The 20,873-nt window shown below is 54.9% G+C and carries 22 protein-coding genes; 8 read left to right on the plus strand and 14 right to left on the minus strand.

Features of this window, described 5'->3' with window-relative positions; genetic code table 11:
• Window positions 1-13: 13 nt before the first annotated feature.
• Genes pcaC through AOY24_RS04495 form a run of 6 tightly spaced genes read right to left on the minus strand, consistent with a single transcriptional unit; the run spans window position 14 to window position 5,077 of the window.
• Complete coding sequence (pcaC, locus tag AOY24_RS04470; protein WP_043000587.1) at window positions 14-403, minus strand: 4-carboxymuconolactone decarboxylase; 390 nt, start codon at window positions 401-403, stop codon at window positions 14-16.
• Window positions 393-1,157 (minus strand): 3-oxoadipate enol-lactonase, encoded by a 765-nt coding sequence (gene pcaD / locus AOY24_RS04475; RefSeq protein ID WP_054176225.1) that lies wholly within the window; start codon window positions 1,155-1,157, stop codon window positions 393-395. The genes pcaC and pcaD overlap by 11 nt, the downstream gene beginning before the upstream one ends.
• A complete protein-coding gene (locus tag AOY24_RS04480) occupies window positions 1,135-2,499 on the minus strand; it encodes a 3-carboxy-cis,cis-muconate cycloisomerase (RefSeq protein ID WP_054176226.1) in 1,365 nt (454 codons plus the stop codon). Before AOY24_RS04480 ends, pcaD begins: the two co-directional genes overlap by 23 nt.
• A gap of 9 nt (window positions 2,500-2,508) precedes the next feature.
• Window positions 2,509-3,711, minus strand: a complete 1,203-nt coding sequence (pcaF, locus tag AOY24_RS04485) for a 3-oxoadipyl-CoA thiolase (RefSeq protein ID WP_044267149.1) — start codon at window positions 3,709-3,711, stop codon at window positions 2,509-2,511.
• A 9-nt stretch (window positions 3,712-3,720) separates the two neighbouring features.
• Complete coding sequence (locus tag AOY24_RS04490; RefSeq protein ID WP_054176227.1) at window positions 3,721-4,377, minus strand: 3-oxoacid CoA-transferase subunit B; 657 nt, start codon at window positions 4,375-4,377, stop codon at window positions 3,721-3,723.
• A 10-nt stretch (window positions 4,378-4,387) separates the two neighbouring features.
• Window positions 4,388-5,077 (minus strand): 3-oxoacid CoA-transferase subunit A, encoded by a 690-nt coding sequence (locus AOY24_RS04495; protein ID WP_044257772.1) that lies wholly within the window; start codon window positions 5,075-5,077, stop codon window positions 4,388-4,390.
• Window positions 5,078-5,247: 170 nt separating this feature from the next.
• On the opposite strand from AOY24_RS04495, the gene AOY24_RS04500 reads away from it, so the two are divergent.
• A complete protein-coding gene (locus AOY24_RS04500; RefSeq protein WP_054176228.1) occupies window positions 5,248-6,054 on the plus strand; it encodes an IclR family transcriptional regulator C-terminal domain-containing protein in 807 nt (268 codons plus the stop codon).
• Here AOY24_RS04500 and smrA read toward each other — a convergent pair.
• Complete coding sequence (smrA, locus tag AOY24_RS04505; protein ID WP_043000580.1) at window positions 6,051-6,614, minus strand: DNA endonuclease SmrA; 564 nt, start codon at window positions 6,612-6,614, stop codon at window positions 6,051-6,053. The two genes, AOY24_RS04500 and smrA, sit on opposite strands and share 4 nt — an antisense overlap.
• Window positions 6,615-7,038: 424 nt before the next feature.
• Between smrA and ogt the strand changes: the two genes are divergently transcribed.
• The 3 genes from ogt to uspE all read left to right on the plus strand — a co-directional run bounded on the left by ogt (window position 7,039) and on the right by uspE (window position 9,602).
• Complete coding sequence (gene ogt, locus AOY24_RS04510; protein WP_043000579.1) at window positions 7,039-7,554, plus strand: methylated-DNA--[protein]-cysteine S-methyltransferase; 516 nt, start codon at window positions 7,039-7,041, stop codon at window positions 7,552-7,554.
• 194 nt (window positions 7,555-7,748) lie between these two features.
• Window positions 7,749-8,501 carry a fumarate/nitrate reduction transcriptional regulator Fnr gene (gene fnr, locus AOY24_RS04515; RefSeq protein WP_003020397.1) on the plus strand — a complete coding sequence of 251 codons (753 nt, stop codon included), beginning with the start codon at window positions 7,749-7,751 and terminating at the stop codon, window positions 8,499-8,501.
• Between the two features lie 150 nt (window positions 8,502-8,651).
• Window positions 8,652-9,602 carry a universal stress protein UspE gene (gene uspE, locus AOY24_RS04520; RefSeq protein WP_043000578.1) on the plus strand — a complete coding sequence of 317 codons (951 nt, stop codon included), beginning with the start codon at window positions 8,652-8,654 and terminating at the stop codon, window positions 9,600-9,602.
• Window positions 9,603-9,648: 46 nt separating this feature from the next.
• On the opposite strand, the gene AOY24_RS04525 is transcribed toward uspE, so the two are convergent.
• Window positions 9,649-9,909 carry a DUF2534 family protein gene (locus tag AOY24_RS04525; protein ID WP_043001925.1) on the minus strand — a complete coding sequence of 87 codons (261 nt, stop codon included), beginning with the start codon at window positions 9,907-9,909 and terminating at the stop codon, window positions 9,649-9,651.
• A gap of 243 nt (window positions 9,910-10,152) precedes the next feature.
• Between AOY24_RS04525 and AOY24_RS04530 the strand changes: the two genes are divergently transcribed.
• Window positions 10,153-11,172: a mechanosensitive ion channel family protein gene (locus AOY24_RS04530; RefSeq protein ID WP_044257829.1), complete on the plus strand. Its 1,020-nt coding sequence runs from the start codon at window positions 10,153-10,155 to the stop codon at window positions 11,170-11,172.
• A gap of 84 nt (window positions 11,173-11,256) precedes the next feature.
• Here the strand turns inward: AOY24_RS04530 and AOY24_RS04535 are convergent, their stop codons facing one another.
• On the minus strand, window positions 11,257-11,640 hold the full coding sequence (locus AOY24_RS04535; protein WP_054176229.1) for a VOC family protein: 384 nt from the start codon (window positions 11,638-11,640) through the stop codon (window positions 11,257-11,259).
• Between the two features lie 98 nt (window positions 11,641-11,738).
• Here AOY24_RS04535 and AOY24_RS04540 point away from each other — a divergent pair, with 98 nt between their 5' ends.
• Window positions 11,739-12,509, plus strand: a complete 771-nt coding sequence (locus tag AOY24_RS04540; RefSeq protein ID WP_043000575.1) for a DeoR/GlpR family DNA-binding transcription regulator — start codon at window positions 11,739-11,741, stop codon at window positions 12,507-12,509.
• A gap of 35 nt (window positions 12,510-12,544) precedes the next feature.
• Here AOY24_RS04540 and AOY24_RS04545 read toward each other — a convergent pair whose 3' ends face one another.
• The gene (locus AOY24_RS04545; RefSeq protein WP_054176230.1) at window positions 12,545-14,158 is read right to left on the minus strand and encodes an ABC transporter substrate-binding protein; all 1,614 of its coding nucleotides are present in this window, start codon (window positions 14,156-14,158) and stop codon (window positions 12,545-12,547) included.
• Window positions 14,159-14,341: 183 nt separating this feature from the next.
• Here AOY24_RS04545 and mpaA point away from each other — a divergent pair, with 183 nt between their 5' ends.
• Entirely contained in the window at window positions 14,342-15,070 is a 729-nt protein-coding gene (gene mpaA, locus AOY24_RS04550) for a murein tripeptide amidase MpaA (RefSeq protein ID WP_054176231.1), read from the plus strand.
• Here the strand turns inward: mpaA and ycjG are convergent.
• A complete protein-coding gene (ycjG, locus tag AOY24_RS04555; RefSeq protein ID WP_054176232.1) occupies window positions 15,045-16,010 on the minus strand; it encodes an L-Ala-D/L-Glu epimerase in 966 nt (321 codons plus the stop codon). The genes mpaA and ycjG overlap by 26 nt on opposite strands.
• Before the next feature lie 121 nt (window positions 16,011-16,131).
• Between ycjG and tpx the strand changes: the two genes are divergently transcribed.
• The gene (tpx, locus tag AOY24_RS04560) at window positions 16,132-16,638 is read left to right on the plus strand and encodes a thiol peroxidase (protein WP_043000571.1); all 507 of its coding nucleotides are present in this window, start codon (window positions 16,132-16,134) and stop codon (window positions 16,636-16,638) included.
• Window positions 16,639-16,681: 43 nt separating this feature from the next.
• Here the strand turns inward: tpx and tyrR are convergent, their stop codons facing one another.
• From tyrR to AOY24_RS04575, 3 genes are all read right to left on the minus strand, one after another.
• Entirely contained in the window at window positions 16,682-18,223 is a 1,542-nt protein-coding gene (tyrR, locus tag AOY24_RS04565; protein WP_043000570.1) for a transcriptional regulator TyrR, read from the minus strand.
• A gap of 149 nt (window positions 18,224-18,372) precedes the next feature.
• Window positions 18,373-19,434 carry a YcjF family protein gene (locus AOY24_RS04570; RefSeq protein ID WP_044267155.1) on the minus strand — a complete coding sequence of 354 codons (1,062 nt, stop codon included), beginning with the start codon at window positions 19,432-19,434 and terminating at the stop codon, window positions 18,373-18,375.
• Window positions 19,431-20,828, minus strand: a complete 1,398-nt coding sequence (locus AOY24_RS04575; protein WP_043001924.1) for a YcjX family protein — start codon at window positions 20,826-20,828, stop codon at window positions 19,431-19,433. Before AOY24_RS04575 ends, AOY24_RS04570 begins: the two co-directional genes overlap by 4 nt.
• Between the last annotated feature and the right edge of the window lie 45 nt (window positions 20,829-20,873).

Raw genomic sequence — 20,873 nt, forward strand, 5'->3', positions numbered from 1 at the left:
CCGGGGGCCTGATTTACTTCCCGTCGGCGTCGCGCTGGTCAAAAACTTGCTGTGCCAGATGCAATGTCGCATTGGCGGCGGGCAGACCGCAATAAAGTGCCGAATGCATGATCAGCTCTTTCAACTCCTCACGCGTCACGCCGTTGTTGAACGCGGCATTGAGATGCATTTTTAGCTCCGCTTCGCGGTTTAACGCAATCAGCATCGCAATGGTTATCATACTGCGCGTATGCCGATCCAGTCCGGGGCGGCTCCAGATATCGCCCCAGGCATAACGGGTAATAAAGTGTTGAAATTCTTCATTCAGCGGCGTCAGGTTTTCCACCGTCCTGTCAACATGCGCATCGCCCAGAACCGCCCTGCGTACGGCCATTCCCTGCTGATAACGTTCTTCATCCTGCATATTGTCCTCCCAGAAACGATAACAACGCCGCGTTCACCGCACCCGGCGCTTCAATAGTGGATAAATGGGATGCCTTCACCACGGCCAGTACAGAACCGGCAATACGCTGGTGCATAAACTGAGCGTCGTCCACCGTGGTGACGGGGTCATTTTCACCGGCAATCAGCAGCACTGGCCGTGTGATCCCGGCAATTTGCTCACGCAAATCGGCCGTTGCCAGCGCTTCACAGCAGGCGGCGTACCCTTCGGCTGACGACGCGGCGAGTTGCTCACACAATGCGGCGACCGTTTGCGGTGCCGACTGACGAAAAGCAGGGCTGAACCAGCGTTCCGGGGCGCTGGCGGCAATCTCGCGCAGTCCATTCTGACGAACGCTTTGCGCGCGGGCGCGCCAACTCGCCTCGTCGCCTATACGTGCAGCGCTGTTAATCACTGTTACGCTCAGCAATCGTTGCGGCTGATGACAGGCCAGCCACAGCCCGGTGAGTCCTCCCATTGAGATCCCGCAAAAATGCGCTGCCGGGATATCCAGGTGATCGAGTAACGCAATCACATCCTGCCCCAGCCGGGCGAGATCGGTTGGCCCCATATTGTTCGTCGCGCCATGTCCGTGGGTGTCATAACGCAGCACTCGATATTGCGCGCTCAGCGCCGCAAGCTGTGGCGCCCACATCGCAAGCGTCGTACCGAGAGAATTGGATAGCACTACCACCGGCGCGCCGTCCGGGCCATCAATCTGGTAATTCAGTTCCATGCTGTTGTTCCTCATAACGTGCAAGCACGCGTTGCACAAACTGCGCCGCGCAGCCCGTTGCCGTGCCTGGGTCCAGTAACGCCGCCAGTTGAGATTCATTAAGATGGGCCATCACCTGCGGCTCCTCAACGAGTACTGAATGCAGGGAATGACCGCTTGTCACCGCGCGATGGCACAGCCTTTCTATCAGATGATGGGCATCCTGCTTGCCGATAAACGCCGCCAATGCCAGCGTGACCGATTCCGCCATCATCAGGCCCTGAGTGATATCCAGGTTGTCACGCATCTTTTGCGGGAAGACCTGCATATTCAGGACGAGCGGTTGGGTTTCTTCAATTGCGTGCCCGACCAGCATGACGATCTCCGGCAGGACTTCCCATTCAGCCTGCCAGCCGCCGAGCGCACGTTCATGTTGCTGTAACTGACTGTTGTAGAGTGTGGCCATCAGTCCCGGCGTTTTCTGCATGGCAGTGAGGATCGCCGCGCAGCTCACCGGATTTCGCTTGTGCGGCATCTCCGACGATCCGCCCCGACCCGCGACGGCGGGTTCGCTCACTTCCGCCACTTCGGTCTGCATCAGCAGCGCGAAGTCCTGAGCAAACTTACCGAGAGTACCGCCGACACCGGCGTACCATGCCCCCACTTCCAGCAGCCGATCGCGCTGGGTATGCCAGGGCGTATCTGGCAACGTCAACGCCAGTTCCTGCGCGAGTCGCTCTGCCACCGGTAGCGCGTTCTGCCCAAGTGACGCCAGCGTTCCCGCCGCACCGCCAAACTGCAGCACCAGTACACGCGGCAACAGCGATTGCAGGCGTTCCTGCCAGCGCAGCAGCGCATCAAGCGTACCGGCCAGTTTCAGCCCCCAGGTCACCGGCAGCGCCTGCTGCATCCAGGTGCGACCCGGCATGACGGTATGCTGATAGCGATGCGCCTGCTGAGCAAAGACCGCCGTCAATTGACTCAGCGCACGTTGCGTGTGATTGAGCGCCGCTCGCAATTGCAGGACCAGTCCGGTATCGATCACATCCTGGCTGGTTACCCCCCAGTGTACGTAACGTGCGGCATCTGGAGCCTCGCGCTTCACCCGCGCGGTTAAGTGTTTCACCAACGGAATGGCCAGATTGCCCGCCGCCCGCGCCGATTCTGCCAGTGCTTGTCGATCAAACTCCTGCGCATGACAAGCCTGGGTGATAGGCCCGACAGCCGTTGCCGGTATCACGCCGCAGGCCGCCTGCGCACGGGCAAGCGCGGCCTCAAAATCGAGCATCCCCTGAAGAAGCTGGATGTCTGAAAATTCTGCCGTGAGCGCCGTTCCGCGCATCAACGGGGTTAGCAAGGTCATTCCTGCTCCTTACACACGTTCAATAATCAATGCGATCCCCTGGCCGACGCCAATGCACATGGTACAGAGTGCATAGCGTCCGCCGGTACGCTGCAACTGGTAAGCGGCGGTCATCGCCAGACGCCCACCTGATGCCCCCAACGGGTGACCGAGGGCAATCGCACCGCCGTTAGGATTCACCTGCGCGGCATCATCGGGTAACCCCAAATCACGCATCACCGCCAGTGCCTGCGCGGCAAACGCCTCGTTAAGCTCGATAACATCCATCTGGCCAAGCGTTAAGCCCGTCTGCGCCAGTACTTTACGGACCGCTGGCGCCGGGCCAAACCCCATAATTCGCGGGGCGACGCCGGCAGTTGCCACGCCGACAATCCGCGCCAGCGGGTGTAGACTTTGCTGTGCCATCGCCTGCTCGCTGGCGATGAGGAGCGCACAGGCACCGTCGTTAACGCCAGACGCATTGCCCGCCGACACGGTACCGTCAGGACGGACGACCCCTTTCAGCCTGGCGAGCGCCTCCAGCGATGTCGCACGCGGATGTTCATCTTTGCCAAAAAGCAGCGGCTCGCCTCTTTTTTGTGACACTGTCACTGAAATTAACTCTTGTGCAAATAGCCCCTGCTCCTGAGCGGCAGCGGTTCTCAACTGGCTGCGCAGCGCAAACGCATCCTGATCGGCGCGCGTTATGCCAAACTCCTGCGCCACGTTTTCTGCCGTTTCCGGCATAGAATCCACGCCATAGCGGGCTTTCATTTGCGCGTTGATAAAGCGCCAGCCAATCGTAGTGTCTTCGATTTTCATGTTGCGGCTGAACGCATTTTCCGCTTTGCCCATCACAAACGGCGCACGTGACATGCTCTCCACACCACCGGCGATCATCAGCTGTATTTCGCCGCTTTTAATCGCTCTCGCGGCAATACCAATGGCATCGAGGCTGGAACCACACAGACGGTTTACCGTACTGCCCGGAACGCTTTCCGGCAACCCGGCCAGCAGCAGCGCCATCCGCGCCACGTTGCGGTTATCTTCTCCCGCCTGATTCGCACAGCCGTAAATCACGTCATCGATCGCCGCAGGATCAAGGCCTGGGTTGCGTTCAAGCAGTGCTTTCAGTGGAATAGCGGCCAGATCGTCGGCCCTGATGTTCGCCAGCGTTCCGCCGAATCGACCAAACGGTGTGCGCACTGCATCGCAGATAAATGCCTGATTCATCATAGTTCCTTATGCGCTTTGCGCCAGCGGTTCACAGCTCAGAGTCACCGGCGTCAGACGTTGCAGTTCCTCAAAAGACAGACCATTGAAAATTTCCCGGACAACCGGTCCCGAATCGGTAATGTCGATCACCGCCAGGTCGGTATAAATGCGGCTGACGCAGCCCATGCCGGTTAAGGGATAGGTACAGTGTTCAACCAGTTTGCACTCGCCGTCGCGGGTCAGATGGTCCATCATCACAAATACCTGACGCGCGCCGATCGCCAGATCCATCGCGCCGCCCACGGCGGGAATGGCGTCCGGCGCGCCGGTGCTCCAGTTGGCGAGATCCCCGGAGACTGAGACCTGATACGCCCCCAGCACGCAGATATCCAGGTGCCCGCCGCGCATCATGGCGAAGGAGTCACCATGGTGGAAATAGCAACCGCCCTGCAACAGCGTGACGTACTCTTTCCCGGCATTAATCAGCTCCGGATCTTCTTCCCCTTCCGCCGGTTTTGGCCCCATCCCGAGCAGGCCATTTTCACTGTGCAGGAAAATCTCTTTTTCCGCAGGCAGGTAGTTGGCGATACGGGTTGGTAAACCAATCCCCAGATTGACGTATGCCCCTTCCGGGATATCCTGCGCTACGCGTCTGGCCATTTCGTCACGGGATAATTTCTTCATCGTTTACTCCTTAGGCCCGCAGCGCGGCGTGGGTGAGGTTTTCCAGAGAAAATACGCGCTGGACAAAAATCCCCGGCGTGATGACGTGCTCGGGATCAAGCTCGCCGAGAGGGACAATCTGATTCACCTCCACCACCGTGGTTTGCGCGGCGGTCGCCATGATCGGACCAAAGTTTCGTGCCGCTTTGCGGTACACCAGATTCCCCCAGCGATCGGCCTGATGCGCCTTTATCAGGGCAAAATCGGCGTTAATCGGGTATTCGAGCACATAGTTTTTCCCTTCGATGTGGCGGGTTTCTTTGCCTTCAGCCAGCGGCGTACCGTAGCCTGTTGGCGTATAGATAGCCCCCAGGCCAGCACCGGCAGCCTGAATGCGCGCCGCCAGATTCCCCTGAGGTACCAGCTCCAGTTCAACCTCGCCACGGCGATACAGGTCATCGAAAATCTGTGAATCCACCTGACGCGGAAAAGAGCAGATCATTTTGCGTACGCGTCTGGCCTTCAACAGTGCCGCCAGACCGACTTCACCGTTACCCGCATTGTTATTGATGATGGTAAGGTCGCGAGCCCCCTGCGCGATGAGCGCATCAATCAATGTGGTGGGTTGTCCGGCCGTACCAAAACCACCAATCATGATGGTCGCACCGTCCGGGATCCCGGCGATGGCCTCCTCCAGCGAAGGCACACTTTTATCAATCATCAGCTCGCTCCTTGTGGTGCGGATTTCGCACATTTTTGCGTTGTTCGCACAAAATGTGACCCACTTAACGAAGTCAGGCAAGGGCGATAATCGAAATATGGTGCGATAATCGAACATCGTTTATGTTTGTACGAAGAATGTGATCCGTGGCGAACAACGAGAGGAAAACAGTGGAAAAACATCCTGATGACCGTCTGAACAATGAGACCGATCCGTTTAAGGGCGATCCAAACTATATGGCATCACTGGCACGCGGGCTGGAGGTGATTCAGGCGTTCACGCCGCAGCGACGGGTTATGTCGATATCGCAGATTAGCCAGAAAACCGGGATCCCGCGCGCGGCAGTCAGACGCTGTCTGTATACGCTGGGAAAACTGGGTTTCGTTTATGCCGAAGATGGGAAAAATTTCGAACTGCGTCCGCGGATCCTGGCACTGGGACATGCCTATCTGGCCTCCACTCCGCTGGCTCGCGCCACTCAACCGGTTCTGAAACATCTGAGCGAAATGCTCAATGAATCCTGTTCCATCGCCACCCTCGACGGTGACGATATTTTGTATATCGCCCGCGCCTCCAGCTCACGCATTATGACCATCGATCTGGACATCGGCAGTCGGCTGCCCGCGTGGTCCACCTCAATGGGACGCGTTTTGCTTAGCCATCTTTCTGAGGAAAAGCTGAACGACATGCTCGGGCGCATCACCATGATCCGCTACACCTCGCAGACTGTGGATTCCGTCCCCGCCCTGCGCGCCGAACTGAAGAGAGTCCGGCAGCAGGGCTATGCGCTCAACGATCAGGAACTGGAAATGGGGCTGCGGTCCATTGCTGTGCCACTGATGAACAGCCAGGGTCAGGTCCAGGCGGCGCTGAATGTGGGTGTACATGCCGGACAGGTGACGGCGGACGAGCTGCGCAGCCGCGTACTGCCCGAGCTGCAAAAAGCCGCGCAGGAGTTGTCGCTTTTACTGCATTAACGGCTGCGCTTGGCGTGACGTTCCCAGTTTTCCTGCTTCGCCTGTGCGGATTTACGCAACGCCACATAGCACGCTCCGCTGCCGCCGTGATGTGGCAGCGCCGTGCAGTAGGCCTGAACCTCGTCGAATTCGGTCAACCAGCGTGCCAGATAGCTGCGCACGATGTTGGCATGTGAGTTATCGTCTCGCCCTTTACCGTGAATGATCAGCACATTGCGCAGTCCATCGCGTAACGACTGGAGCAGAAAGCTGTACAGCTGTTGACGACAGGCTTCCACTGGCTGACGCAACAGATTGAGGCTCGCCTGCTGGCTGTATTTCCCCGTACGCAGCTTATCGAGTACGCCCTGTTGCAGCCCCTCACGGCGAAACTCTAAAGGTTGCGCCAGCGGGACGATCTCCAGAAAACCGGTGGTGAGAAAATTATCAAGCTGGAGTGTATCAATACGTTGCGGGGTCCGCACATTGCGCACGGGCTGCCAGTGTACGTCGGCGCAACGTTTCAGCGGCTGAACATCCTCCATGGCGTCAAGAAATAACGATTTGTCGTCAAGATTCATGCTGTGTCCTCCCGCTTTTTAAAGGCAGCTACTATCATAGCCGTCCCCCTGGAGGGCGACAACGGTTTACAGATGCTTCCAGTAAACATCCACGTGTCACATACCTTTGCTTTACTAATTAACGCTGGTTTTACTCAGAGTAAAACAGTGCAGCAGTGCCGTTTAATCTGGTTGATTTACCTTAGATTTTCGTGAAATCAATCACTCCAGTTTGCTGGCATAGTTAAACGGTTCTTGCTATAAGACATTACCCGCCACCAGGAAAAATAACGGGCATAGATGAAGGATAAACTGCTGTGTGTACTGTAGAGTCTGGCGGATGTCGACAGGCTCTATTTTTTTATCCCAAATCAGGGGTATAGCACTGCTGGCAGTGACCATGATACGTTGATGCCCCACCGACTGCATGCCAACGAGGCAACCGATGCTGACACTACTGGAAGAGAAAATGATGACCCCGCTGGGCCCACTTTGGGTCATTTGCGACGAGCAGTTCAGACTTCGCGCTATCGAGTGGGAACAGTACAGTGAGCGCATGGTGCAACTGCTGGATATTCATTACCGCGCACAAGGTTATACCCGTATTAGTGCGACCAATCCGGGCGGTCTGTGCGACAAACTTGCCGACTATTTTGCCGGTAACCTCAGCGCGATCGATACGCTGCCAACCGCCACCGGCGGCACTCCTTTTCAGCGGGAAGTCTGGCAAACCTTACGCACTATTCCTTGTGGTCAGGTGATGCACTACGGTCAGTTGGCTGAGCAACTGGGACGCCCTGGTGCGGCGCGAGCGGTTGGCGCGGCGAACGGTTCAAATCCGATCAGCATCGTGGTGCCCTGCCACCGCGTGATCGGACGTAACGGCACCATGACCGGTTACGCCGGTGGCGTGCAGCGGAAAGAGTGGTTGTTGCGCCATGAAGGTTACCTGTTGCTGTAGTATCCAGGCAATTCGTGCCTTCTTGCTCACACTTTTACGTAAAGACGCCACAGGGAAAGTAAGGTTTTTCAAAGGGATAGAAATATTTTATTCACACATGTCGGAATTATCCGCTATTGGGGTGACCTCAGACTTACGTGCTCACCAAAAAGATGTTAAAATTGACAAATATCAATTACGGCTTGAGCAGACCTATGATCCCGGAAAAGCGAATTATACGGCGCATTCAGTCTGGCGGTTGTGCTATCCATTGCCAGGATTGCAGTATCAGCCAGCTTTGCATCCCGTTCACACTTAACGAGCATGAGCTTGATCAGCTTGATAATATTATCGAGCGTAAAAAGCCGATCCAGAAAGGCCAGACGCTGTTTAAAGCGGGTGATGAGCTGAAATCGCTCTATGCCATTCGTTCCGGTACGATCAAGAGCTATACCATTACTGAACAAGGCGATGAGCAAATCACCGGCTTCCATCTCGCGGGCGACCTGGTCGGTTTCGACGCGATTGGTAGCGGCCATCATCCGAGTTTTGCGCAGGCACTGGAAACCTCAATGGTCTGTGAAATCCCGTTTGAGACTCTTGATGATCTGTCCGGCAAAATGCCTAATCTGCGTCAGCAGATGATGCGTCTGATGAGTGGTGAGATCAAAGGTGACCAGGATATGATCCTGTTGCTGTCGAAGAAAAACGCGGAAGAGCGTCTGGCGGCATTTATCTATAACCTGTCTCGTCGCTTTGCGCAGCGTGGCTTCTCTCCACGTGAATTCCGTCTGACCATGACCCGTGGCGATATCGGTAACTACCTGGGCCTGACCGTTGAAACAATCAGCCGTTTGTTGGGTCGTTTCCAGAAAAGCGGAATGCTGGCGGTGAAAGGGAAATACATCACTATCGAAAACAGTGATGCGCTGGCGGTTCTCGCCGGACACACCCGCAACGTTGCTTAATCTTTCCGCAACCCTTCTGAAACCCTTCTGTCGAATCGTTAAATTTTCCTGATTTATTGATCTGACAGAAGGTTCTTCCCTGTTTCAATTCACATTCTTGGGTTACTCTTTTAGTTACAAACTGCGATGACAGTTGTAAGGAGACCCTGTATGGCTATGTATCAAAACATGCTGGTGGTTATCGATCCGAATCAGGACGATCAACCTGCGTTACGGCGTGCGGTTTATTTGCATCAACGGATTGGTGGCAAAATTAAAGCCTTTTTGCCGATCTATGACTTTTCCTACGAGATGACCACCCTGCTGTCGCCTGATGAGCGTACGGCAATGCGTCAGGGCGTCATTAGTCAGCGGACGGCGTGGATACGCGAACAAGCAAAATACTACATTGAAGCAGGCGTTCCTGTTGAAATTAAAGTGGTCTGGCACAACCGTCCTTTTGAAGCCATTATTCAGGAAGTGATCAGCGGCGGACACGATCTGGTGCTGAAAATGGCGCACCAGCATGACCGACTGGAAGCGGTGATCTTCACTCCTACCGACTGGCATCTGCTGCGTAAATGCCCAAGTCCGGTGTGGATGGTGAAAGATCAACCCTGGCCGGAAGGCGGTAAAGCGCTGGTGGCGGTAAACCTGGCCAGTGAAGAACCCTACCATAATGCGCTGAATGAGAAGCTGGTAAAAGAGACGCTGCAACTCGCCGAACAGGTCAACCATACTGAGGTGCATCTGGTCGGGGCCTACCCTGTCACGCCGATCAACATCGCGATTGAACTGCCGGAATTTGATCCCAGCGTCTACAACGATGCGATTCGCGGTCAGCACCTGCTGGCAATGAAAGCGCTGCGGCAAAAATTCAGTATCGACGAGAAAGTCACACACGTTGAGAAAGGATTACCGGAAGAGGTAATCCCCGATTTAGCGGAACATCTGCAGGCGGGGATTGTGGTTCTGGGTACAGTGGGCCGCACGGGCATTTCCGCTGCCTTCCTGGGGAATACAGCAGAACAGGTCATCGATCATCTGCGTTGTGACCTGCTGGTCATCAAACCCGACCAGTACCAGACGCCCGTTGAGCTTGACGACGAGGAAGACGACTAACGCGTTGTGTAAAAAACGAAAGGCCCAATGATTTGGGCCTTTTCTTTTAATGCTTGTCCTCACCGCCGAGGAAATAAATTCCCAACGGGATGGCCAGCAGCACGGTGAAAACCAGGCTATAGACGAAAATCATTGATGACTGAATGACATACATCGACGTCGTCCAGTCAGAAAGCGGAATATCATACTGTTCAATCACCCCACCGATCGTGGCGCGCGTGACAACCGATGCGGCAATAATAAACACACCCAGCAGACAGAGCAGAAACTTTTTGCCCTTCGCCGTCTTCAGCTTTTCCATTATCATCATAGTGTCCTTCTGTCACCAAATTTTTGTTACCTTAGCGCAACAATACCATGACAATATGAAAAAGTCTGCATCAGTTCCCCTGACAAATCCGTCACATTGAAAGCGCCTTTGCGTAAAAACGCTAAAAGCGCTATTTATTCCCCCTTTTTATTGATGACTTGAATGTTTATCCTGAGTACCATTAATGAGTTGCAGTTTATTTTTTGTTATGTCAGTGGCAGCGGAAAGCCGGGGATAAATATGTTTGCAGAGCTGTTCGTAAAAAACGTCTTCAATCTGACGGTTATTTTGAGTAGCGTCTTTAGCTTGATTCTGATGAATGTTTTCTTTCGTCATGCACATAAACGCAAGAAAGGGTTTGTCTTCCATACGGCTCAGTTTCTTATTTATGCGCTGATTATCGGTACATTAGGGCGAATCGCTAACACCGTTATTAGCCATTATAACATCAGCGCGGTTTCATCCAGTATTATCGACTTTGTCTGTACGTCGTTGATCGCCTTGATTCTGACTATTAAATTGTTTCTGGTGATTAATCAGTTTGAAAAATCGCAAATTAAAAAAGGGCGAGACGTCACCAGCGCGCGAATTTTATCGCGGATTATCAAAATCACCCTCATTGTCGTCATTATTTTGCTTTATGGTGAACACTTCGGCATGAGCCTGTCGGGGTTACTCACCTTTGGCGGCATCGGCGGCATCGCCGTGGGCATGGCAGGGAAAGATATCCTCAGTAACTTCTTTTCCGGCATTATGCTTTATTTCGATCGCCCCTTCAGTATCGGCGACTGGGTACGTTCCCCGGATCGCAATATCGAAGGCACCGTGGCGGAAATTGGCTGGCGGATGACCAAAATCACCACCTTTGATCACCGTCCGTTATACGTTCCAAACTCTGTGTTTTCCTCGATTAGCGTAGAGAATCCCGGTCGGATGAGTAACCGTCGAATCAACACGGTTGTCGGGTTACGTTACGAAGATGCCAGCAAAGTGGGCACGATCGTCAATGCTATTCGACAAATGCTACAAACCCATGCCGATATCGATCAGCAACAAACGCTGCTGGTCTATTTTAACGGCTTTGGTGACTCTTCATTAAATATTATGGTGTATTGTTTTACCCGAACAACGGTCTGGGAAGAGTGGTTAGCGGTTCAACAACAGGTTTATCTTAACATTATTGATATCGTGCAGAGCCATGGCGCTGATTTCGCCTTCCCGAGCCAGACACTCTATCTCAATAATAGCAGTCAGGGTTAATGTAAAACGCCCCTGCCCGACTCGTGATAGCCTCAGGACATATTTACCTGAGGCTCCTTACTCAGACAATGCGTTATTTTATGTTCATTCAACAATTTCGATGAAATTCCCGTCCGGGTCTTTGATGACCGCTTCATAATAACCGTCCCCGGTCATGCGCGGTGGTGAAACCAGGATCCCCTGCGCCCGTGCTTTTTTTGCCAGCGCATCCACTTTTTTAGCACTGCCAACCGCGATTGCCAGATGCACCCACCCGGTCGTCTGGTTATCCGGGCGCAGGGCTCGCAGGGCGGGTTTCGTCATCAGTTCAATCGCAATATCATCACCGATGCGCACAAAATAAGACTCAAATCCGGGGTTGTTCTTGCTGATGTATTTCTCATTAAGCGTCCCGCCAAAAAAACCGGTCCAGAAGCGCGCCTGCGCTTCCAGTTCTGTGGTCCATAACGCCATATGTGCGATTTTCATGTTTCACCTCGTTTCAACCCGTCAGAATGTTGACAGCACTGACCGTTTTGCCCGATCATGCGCTATATTGCTCGATGATATGGTTTTCAGGATTTATCATGCTCGATTATGCAGCTTTCCCGGAACAACGACAAGCCCTGATTCAGCAGATCCTGCAGGAGAATGGGCGCGTGGTATGCAGTGACCTCGCCTCCCGGCTGAACGTCTCGGAGCACACGATTCGCCGCGATCTCCATGAACTCAGCAAGGAAGGCATCTGCAAGAAGGTGTATGGCGGCGCGGTCATGATGCTGCCGGAAGCGGGTGACTATTCCATTCGCAAAACGAAGAAGCCCGACCAAAAGAGCAGCATCGCGCAAAAATGTGCACGACTGGTCAAATCCGGTAGCTGTATTTTTATCGATACCGGTACGACCAACCTGGCGATGGCGGAGGCGCTTCCGGCAGAACTTTCTCTGACCGTGGTGACCAACTCGCCGGAAATCGCTGCCGTACTGTTAAAAAAGCCCCTGTATGACGTCATCATGCTCGGCGGTCAGCTGCAGCGCTCTTCTGGTGGTTGCGTCGGCGCTTCGGCGATTGCGCAGGTTCAGGGGATGTTATTCGACCAGGGGTTTATCGGCGGCTGTGCGATGGCGCCGGAATCCGGTCTGACCGGGTTTGATTACGCCGATTGTGAATTCAAACGCGCAGTGATCCGACAGTGTAATGAGACCATTGTCGCGCTGACGGCGGACAAGATCCCGGCGGTGGCTCGCTATGTCGTCGCCCAGAGCAGTGAGATCGATGTCATGGTAGTTGAAGCGAATATCAGCAAGGCGTATTGCGAGGCGTTTCGCGAACATGATATCCGCATTTATACGGTGTGAACGGCAGGCGCGTTTCCGCGCCCGCTGACGGAGGGTTAGTGCTTGATGATATACATGGTCCGGCTGTAGGCCACATCTTCCGGGTTCATGATCGGGTACCCTTTCAGCCACGGTTTGATTAAGCGCCCGTTGGTGTACTGATAAATTGGCGCAATGGGTGCCTGCTCCATGAGGATTTTTTCCGCCGCATTGTAGTCCGCATTACGCGCTTTATCCGTGTTTTCCATCGTCGCCTGAGTGATGATTTTGTCATACGCCGGGTTGTTAAAACGGGAAATATTGCCTGAGTGCGTCGACGTCAGCAGCGACAGGAAGGTCGAAGGCTCGTTGTAATCCCCCACCCAGGAAGCACGAATCACATCGAAATTCCCGGTATTACGGCTGTCGATGTAAGTTTTCCATTCCTGGTTTTGCAGCTTCACATCCACACCTAAGTTTTTCTTCCACATCGAGGCCACCGCGATGGCGATTTTCTGGTGGTTCTCAGAGGTGTTGTATAACAGCGTCAGGTTAAGCGGTTTCTGCGGACCGTATCCCGCCGCACGCAACAGCGTTTTCGCCTGGGCATTCAGCTCTTCCTGGCTCATCTGTTCGAACGGAGACGGTTCAGGCGTAAAACCGGCAGTGACGTCCGGCGTAAAGTGCCAGGCCGGTTTTTCCCCGGTTCCCAACACTTTCTCCGCCATAATGCGACGGTCAATGGTCATGCTCAGCGCCAGACGCACGCGGGAATCCGCCGTTGGCCCTTTTTGTGTGTTAAAGGCGTAGTAATAGGTTCCCAACTGCGGTGGCGTATAAACCTGCCCTGGAATGTCCTTTAACAGCTTCTGGTACATATTTTTCGGGAATGATTCGGTGATATCAATATCACCCGCCAGGTAACGTTTAGTGGCCGATGACTCTTGATTAATCGGCAGGAAAGTCACTTTTTGCAGCACCGTTTTTCCGTTATCCCAGTACTGCGTATTCGGCACCACCACCAGCTTTTCATTCACCACGCGATCCTGCAACACGTAGGCGCCATTCCCCACCAGGTTGCCCGGTTTGGTCCAGTCTTTACCGCTTGCCACGTTGGCATTTTGCACCGGATAGAACGCAAAACTGGCGGTGAGGTTGGCGAACCACGGCAGCGGCTTATCCAGTTGCACTCTCAGGGTGCGGGCATCAATGGCGGTCACACCGAGCTTATCGGGCATCACTTTGCCATCAATGATCGCCTGGGCGTTATTGACCCCTGCCAGCGCGGCAAACCATGCAAAGGGCGACAGCGTTTTCGGATCCACCAGGCGTTGCCAGCTATAGACAAAATCCTGGGCGGTCACCGGCGTACCATCTGACCAACGCGCATTATCCCGCAGGGTAAACGTCCAGATGCGATTGTCGTGGCTTTTCCATTGCGTGGCGACGCCAGGTACGATTTCACCCTTCTCGTTCTGGTTCACCAGTCCTTCAAACAGATCGCGAATAACCTGAATTTCCGGCAGGCCAACCGCTTTTGCCGGATCAAGCGTCGCCGGTTCATCTTTTATATGGCGAACCAGCTCCTGCTTCTCTGCCAGTACCGTTCCGCTGGGAACATCCGCAGCATATGACAGAGAAATGCTGCTAACCAACAGCGCACAACAGGTTACTGAAACAGCGTGCTTCATAGAGTCCCCTCAATCCGGCTTATTCACGATGGCGTAATTATTTGTTTCGCCTGAAGGAAATGCAAACATCTTCCTGCAGAAAATTGATATTACGACTAAAAATCCGTCCATGCGAAAACGATTTGATTATCGACCCAATTTGCACAACACTGCGAGTAATAATCCCTGAATTCAGAGACGCTTATGACCGTTACCCGCCCTCGCGCCGAACGCGGCGCCTTCCCGCCAGGAACTGAACATTATGGTCGTTCACTGTTGGGCGCACCGCTGATCTGGTTTCCGGCAGCCGTCGCCAGTCGTGACAGTGGCTTGATTATCGCGGGAACGCATGGTGACGAAAATGCATCGGTGGTCACGCTCTCCTGCGCACTGCGCACGCTGACGCCTTCACTGCGCCGCCACCATGTGATCCTCGCAGTGAACCCGGACGGCTGTCAGCTCGGTTTGCGTGCGAACGCTAACGGCGTCGACCTTAATCGCAATTTTCCGTCAGCAAACTGGAAAGCCGGCGAGACGGTTTATCGCTGGAACAGCGTTGCGGAAACGCGTGACGTGGTGCTGTTGACAGGGGATCATCCGGGTTCGGAACCGGAAACTCAGGCGTTATGTCAGCTCATTCACCGCATTCACCCCGCGTGGGTGGTCTCTTTCCATGACCCACTGGCCTGTATTGAAGATCCCAAAAGCAGCGAGCTCGGTGAATGGCTGGCGCAAGCGTTCGAACTACCGCTGGTGACAAGCGTTGGTTACGAAACGCCCGGCTCTTTCGGCAGTTGGTGTGCGGATCTGAATTTACACTGCATCACAGCGGAATTCCCGCCGATCTCATCAGATGAGGCCAGCGAGAAATATCTCCAGGCGATGTCGACGCTTCTGCGCTGGCATCCTAAAGATGCAGTTGTCCGGTCGTAAAGTGCAATGCGGGCTCCACATCGACCGCCAGCCAGGTGGGACCATCAAGATCGGCAAAGCTGACCTGCGGCGTCAGCGGTAATGCGGCAGAAATGGCCCGTGACGTGCAAAGCATGCAGCCCAGCATCAGGGCAAATCCTTGTTCGCGGGCATCGGTAGCCAGCGCCAGCGCCTCGGTCAGTCCGCCGGTTTTGTCCAGCTTGATATTGACCATTTCATAACGCCCATGCAGCGCTTTCAGGCTGCTACGGGTATGACAGCTCTCATCGGCGCAGATCGGCAGCGGATGGATAAAATTTTCCAGCGCGGCATCATCCTGCGCCGGAAGCGGTTGTTCCAGCATCGCGACACCCAAATCTGCTAACAGCTGGCAGCGCGCCGCCAGCCCTTCCGCCCGCCAGGACTCATTGGCATCGACAATTAAGGTCGCCTCCGGTACTGCCGACCGAATCGCCACCATACGTTCGCTGATCAGGCGATCGTCCAGCTTCACCTTCAGCAGCCTGGCTCCAGCTTCCCATAGCGCCGCTGCGCTGGCCGCCATTTGTTCCGGGCTACCAATCACGACGGTCTGTGCGGTGGCAATTGTCGTCGGCAGCGCCACGTTAAGGGTTTCCGTCAGCGTTTGTTGCTGCTGGCGTGCCTGGAGATCCCACAGCGCACAGTCAACCGCGTTGCGTGCCGCACCTGCCGGGAGCTGTTTTTGCAGCGCTTCCCGGGTCAACCCCTTTTCCAGTTGCGGGACAATGCTCATGATCTGTGCCATTACGGAGGCATCGCTTTCCCCGTAACGCGGATAGGGCGTGCACTCACCAATCCCTTTCACACCCTCTTCTTCCAGTTCAACCACCACGACACGCGCCTCACTGCGGCTGCCTCGGGCAATCACAAAAGGGGTATGTAACGGCCAGGCTTCCTCGTATACCTTCACAGAACGCATTTTTTCTCCTTAAGCAATGACGTGGTGGTTTGTGCGCTTCACCGAAATAGCGTTTGCCGTGTTATCGGCTGTTGGCATAAACTAGCTGTGACGTTAACTATATGTAAACAGGAAGATAACCATGTCACAAACCGTTCATTTCCAGGGCAACCCGGTTGCAGTCGCCAACTCCATTCCTCAAGCGGGTAGCAAAGCGCAGCCTTTTACCCTCGTGGCAAAAGATCTGTCTGACGTCGCACTGAGCCAGTTTGCTGGCAAACGCAAAGTCCTGAACATTTTCCCGAGCATCGATACCGGCGTTTGCGCCGCATCGGTACGTAAGTTTAACCAACTGGCCACCGAAATCGACAATACCGTGGTGCTGTGTGTTTCTGCCGATCTGCCGTTTGCCCAGTCCCGCTTCTGCGGCGCTGAAGGTCTGAGCAACGTTATCACGCTGTCCACGCTGCGTAACGCTGAATTCCTGAAAAACTACGGCGTTGAAATCACCGAAGGCCCGCTGAAAGGTCTGGCTGCGCGTGCGGTCGTCGTTCTGGATGAAAATGACAACGTCATCTTCAGTCAACTGGTGAATGAAATTACCAACGAACCTGACTATGCCGCTGCGCTGGAAGTCCTGAAAGCGTAAGGTCCCCGTCATACAAAAATGCCTCCATTTCGGAGGCATTTTTTTACTCTTCGCCCTTCTTCTGATTCAGGCCATATTCACGCAGCTTATTCGCAATCGCGGTATGGGATACCCCCAGGCGTTTCGCCAGCTTGCGGGTACTGGGATAACTGCGGTAAAGCTGGGTTAACACTGAGCGCTCAAAACGGCTGGTGATATCATCCAGCGACCCCTCCATCGCATCTTCACCTACCGCAACCGTCGTCGCATCGTAGTCAGGCAGCAAAATATCCTGCGGTCGCAGTTCGTAACCTTCAAGCTGCGTCAGCGCCCGGTAGATGGCGTTTTTCAGTTGACGCACATTGCCGGGCCAGCCGTAACGGGTCAATACCGTACTGAGATCGGCAGCCAGTTTAGGACGCGGCACGCCCTGCTCATCGGCGAAACGCGCCACAAACAGTTCAGTCAGCGGCATGATGTCCTGCGGACAATCGCGCAGCGGCGGCAGATTCAGCGTCAGCACGTTAAGGCGATAATAGAGATCTTCGCGAAACAGCCCTTTCTGCACCAGTTCAACGAGATTCTTTTGCGTCGCACAGATCACGCGCACATCGACATGTACCTCATGATCTTCCCCCACCCGACGAAACGTACCGTCATTGAGGAACCGCAGTAGCTTGGTCTGCATGCGCGGCGACATTTCACCAATCTCATCAAGCAGCACCGAACCGCCGTTTGCCTGCTCGAAGAAGCCTTTTTTGCCTTCTGGCGCATGACCAAACAGTTCGCTTTCCACCGCATCTTCAGGGATCGACGCGCAGTTGAGCGCCAGATACGGTTTGCCCGCGCGCGGGCTGGCCTGGTGACAGGCATACGCAAACAGATCTTTACCGGTGCCGGTATCGCCGGTAATCAACAGCGGCGCACTCAGCATCGCCAGTTTGCGCGCCTGTTCGACAACATGCTTCATTTTGCCGCTGACGGCGATGATTTGGCTAAAAGCGCTGACATCCTGGGTTGCCAGATTCTGCAACTGACGTCCCATCCGGAGTGTTGAACGCAACATGACCACCGCACCGGTGAGCATGGTTTCGTCAGTTTCCCCTTGCAGATAAACCGGCGTGATTTCCATCAGGAAATTCTGCCCGTTGATCACCACATGTTCGTTATGGGACGTCTGCGGATTGCCTTCCAGCCAGCGCTGGAAGTTAAAACCGTTGATCAGTTGTGCAGCGGTATGGTTGCGCATCCGCTCCGGGTTAAGCGCAAACAGCTGGCAGCTTGCCGGGTTCGCTATCTCAATCTTGCTTTTCAGATCCAGCGACAGAACAGGTTCAGGCAGTGCCTCAAGCAGCGCGCTAAGCGCGAGGTGCTCCCGCTCTGATGGCATCCATGGCACAGTGCGTACATCGGTGACGCCTGCAATGCGGCGAATTTCCGCCATTAAACTGCTGAAGTTAGTGAACTCCAGTTCAGCAAAGTTAAGGTAGATTCGCCCGATGGGGTCAATCTCGATACCGCGCAAATCGATGCTGCGTAGCACCAGTAAATCAAGTAATTCGCGAGTCAGACCAAGTCGGTCTTCACAAAAGACTTCCAGACGCATGGGGGAACCTTCAACTGAATAATGAGCTATAGATATGATGATAAGCCAGGAATGGGGAACCAGGAAGGATTCTGTCAACAAATATTGACAGCATGACGGAAAAACAGGCGTTTCGGCGTAAAGTTACGCGGTCAACGCCTGTGATTAGATTACTTTTCTCGCGGGGAGCCGTTTTTCTGCAACGTCTCTTTGAGCTGCCCGATCAATTGACGCCGGAAATCACCCAGGCGCGGTTTGTCATCGTCCAGCCACGGCAACGGGCGGCAAAGCTCCATCGCTTTGATCCCCAGTCGTGCGGTTAACAACCCCGCGCCGATCCCCTGCGCGGCTCGGGTCGACAGGCGCGCCGCGAGATCCTGCGACATCCAGTCCATCCCCACTTCCCGTACCAGTTCGCTGGCTCCGGCAAAAGCGATGTTGAGCAACACCAGTCGGAACAGACGCAAACGGCTGTAATAGCCCAGCTCTATCCCGTACAGCGTGGCGATGCGGTTAATCAGTCGCAAATTGCGCCAGGCAATAAATGCCATATCCACCAGCGCCAGCGGACTGACTGCGATCATCAGCGTCGACTCCGCCGCCGAACGGCTGATTTCTCGCCGCGCCTGAGCATCCAGCACCGGCTGAACCAGATGGGCGTAAAGGCTGACCACTTCGCGATCGTTCTGCGTTTCGTGGATCGAGGCATACCAGCGCTGCAACGCCGGATGCGACTGGTCGATTCCGGCCTGCTGGGCCAGTTTCTCGCAGAAGGCCCGTCCTTTGCCGGCACCGTGGCTGTGCAGCAGGTCACGCGCTTCATCGCGCTCGTGAGCACGCTGACGCAAACGCCACAGACGTCGCCATTCGGTTGCCACCGATCCGACTCCCGCCCCAATAATCAGCGCCCCGGCCGCGCAACCGCCGAGCGCCACCCAGTCCTGGGTTTGCCAGGCGTTCATTGTCCACTGAACACCTTGTCCCACCACGCTTACGCCGAACAGCGCCAGGCCGCCCATCACCATCTTGCGCCACAGACTGCGCTTCGGGCGTAGCGCCGCGTCAATCACCGCTTCGGCTTGTCCCTCTTCTTCCAGCGGTTCATCAACGGTGGCCGGGGCAAAGGACTGAGCTTGCGTCTCGCTAAACGTTTGTTGCGCTTTAAAAGCCGGGCTCTGCTCGACGTCAAGCGGACCAGCGAAATCAATCCGCGGTTTTATCGGTTCGCTCATCGCAATTTATCTCCTATTAAAAACTCCAGCGCGGCATCCAGGCGAATGTGCGGCAGCGGCTTATCGACGTCCATTTTTTGCGGTCGAAACGCTTCAAACTGAAATCCCTGGCGGTCCCAGAACGCCTGTCCCGGCAGACGTGCCGGCACTTCACCGGGGTAGACCGTCAGCGGAGAGCCATCGCTTAAGCGATTCCCGCGTAGCGCCGGGATCTTCTCACCGTTCACGTCAATCAGCCCGCTGGTGGTAGCCTGAACGGAGGCCAACCCCAGACAATCCATGCTGATCCCTTCAAACGCGGCGTTCTGCCAGGCATCCTGAATCAACTGTTGCAGCAGCGACACCATATTGGCGTGCTGATCGATCGTCACATGATCCGCTTTGGTGGCAGCAAACAGCAGTTTGTCGATCACCGGTGAAAACAGCCGACGGAACAGCGTACGCTGACCGTAATGGAAACTTTGCATCAGTTGAGTTAAGGCAAGACGCATGTCGTTGAACGCCTGCGGCCCGCTGTTGAGCGGTTGCAGGCAATCCACCAGCACAATCTGGCGGTCGAAACGCAGAAAATGGTTCTTATAGAACCCCTTCACCACCTTTTCGCAGTAATAGTTAAAGCGTTCACGCAGCATCCCGGCGTTAGTCTGCTTGTCTGCCTGAGCCAGTTTTGATTCACCCCACGCGTCCACATCCGGCCAGGGGAAAAACTGCAACGCTGGCGCGCCGGCCATATCACCAGGCAGGACGAACCGCCCCGGCTGGATGAAATGCAGTCCCTGCTGTTTACATTGATGCAAATAGTCCGTCCACGCTGCCGCAATGTCGGCCAGGCGGTTCTCATCGGCGGGTGCCAGCGGATCCAGCCCTTGCGTCAGCTGTCGCCATTTCGCCGACCATTCCGCTCGCTGCCCGGTAAGCAGACCGGTCATTTGCCGTGACCAGCTCAGGTAATCCTGCGCCAGCATCGGTAGATCGAGCAGCCATTCGCCGGGATAATCGACAATTTCCAGGTACAGCGTCGACGTCTCTTTGAAGTGACGTAGCAGAGAGTCATTGGATTTATAGCGCAGCGCCAGGCGAATTTCGCTGACCCCACGGGTGGGCGTCGGCCACGTCGGCGGATCGCCATACAGCTGTGCCAGCCCTTCATCGTAGGTAAAGCGAGGAATGCCAAAATCTCGCTGGGGGACACGTTTCACCCCGAGCAGGCGCTCCTCGCGTACTGCGCTAAGCAGCGGCAGCCGCGCACCGGCATGGATATTGAGCAACTGATTAACCATCGCCGTGATAAATGCGGTTTTTCCGCTCCGGCTCAGCCCGGTGACCGCGAGGCGCAAATGCCGGTCTACACCGCGATTAACCAGCGCATTGAGTTCATTGGTGAGTCTCTTCATCGCCATCCCGTTATGCCTGAAGACCAGAAAAAAGTATAACGCATC

Origin of the sequence: Citrobacter sp. CtB7.12, from assembly GCF_001297795.1 — a bacterium.
Lineage (GTDB): Bacteria > Pseudomonadota > Gammaproteobacteria > Enterobacterales > Enterobacteriaceae > Citrobacter_A > Citrobacter_A amalonaticus.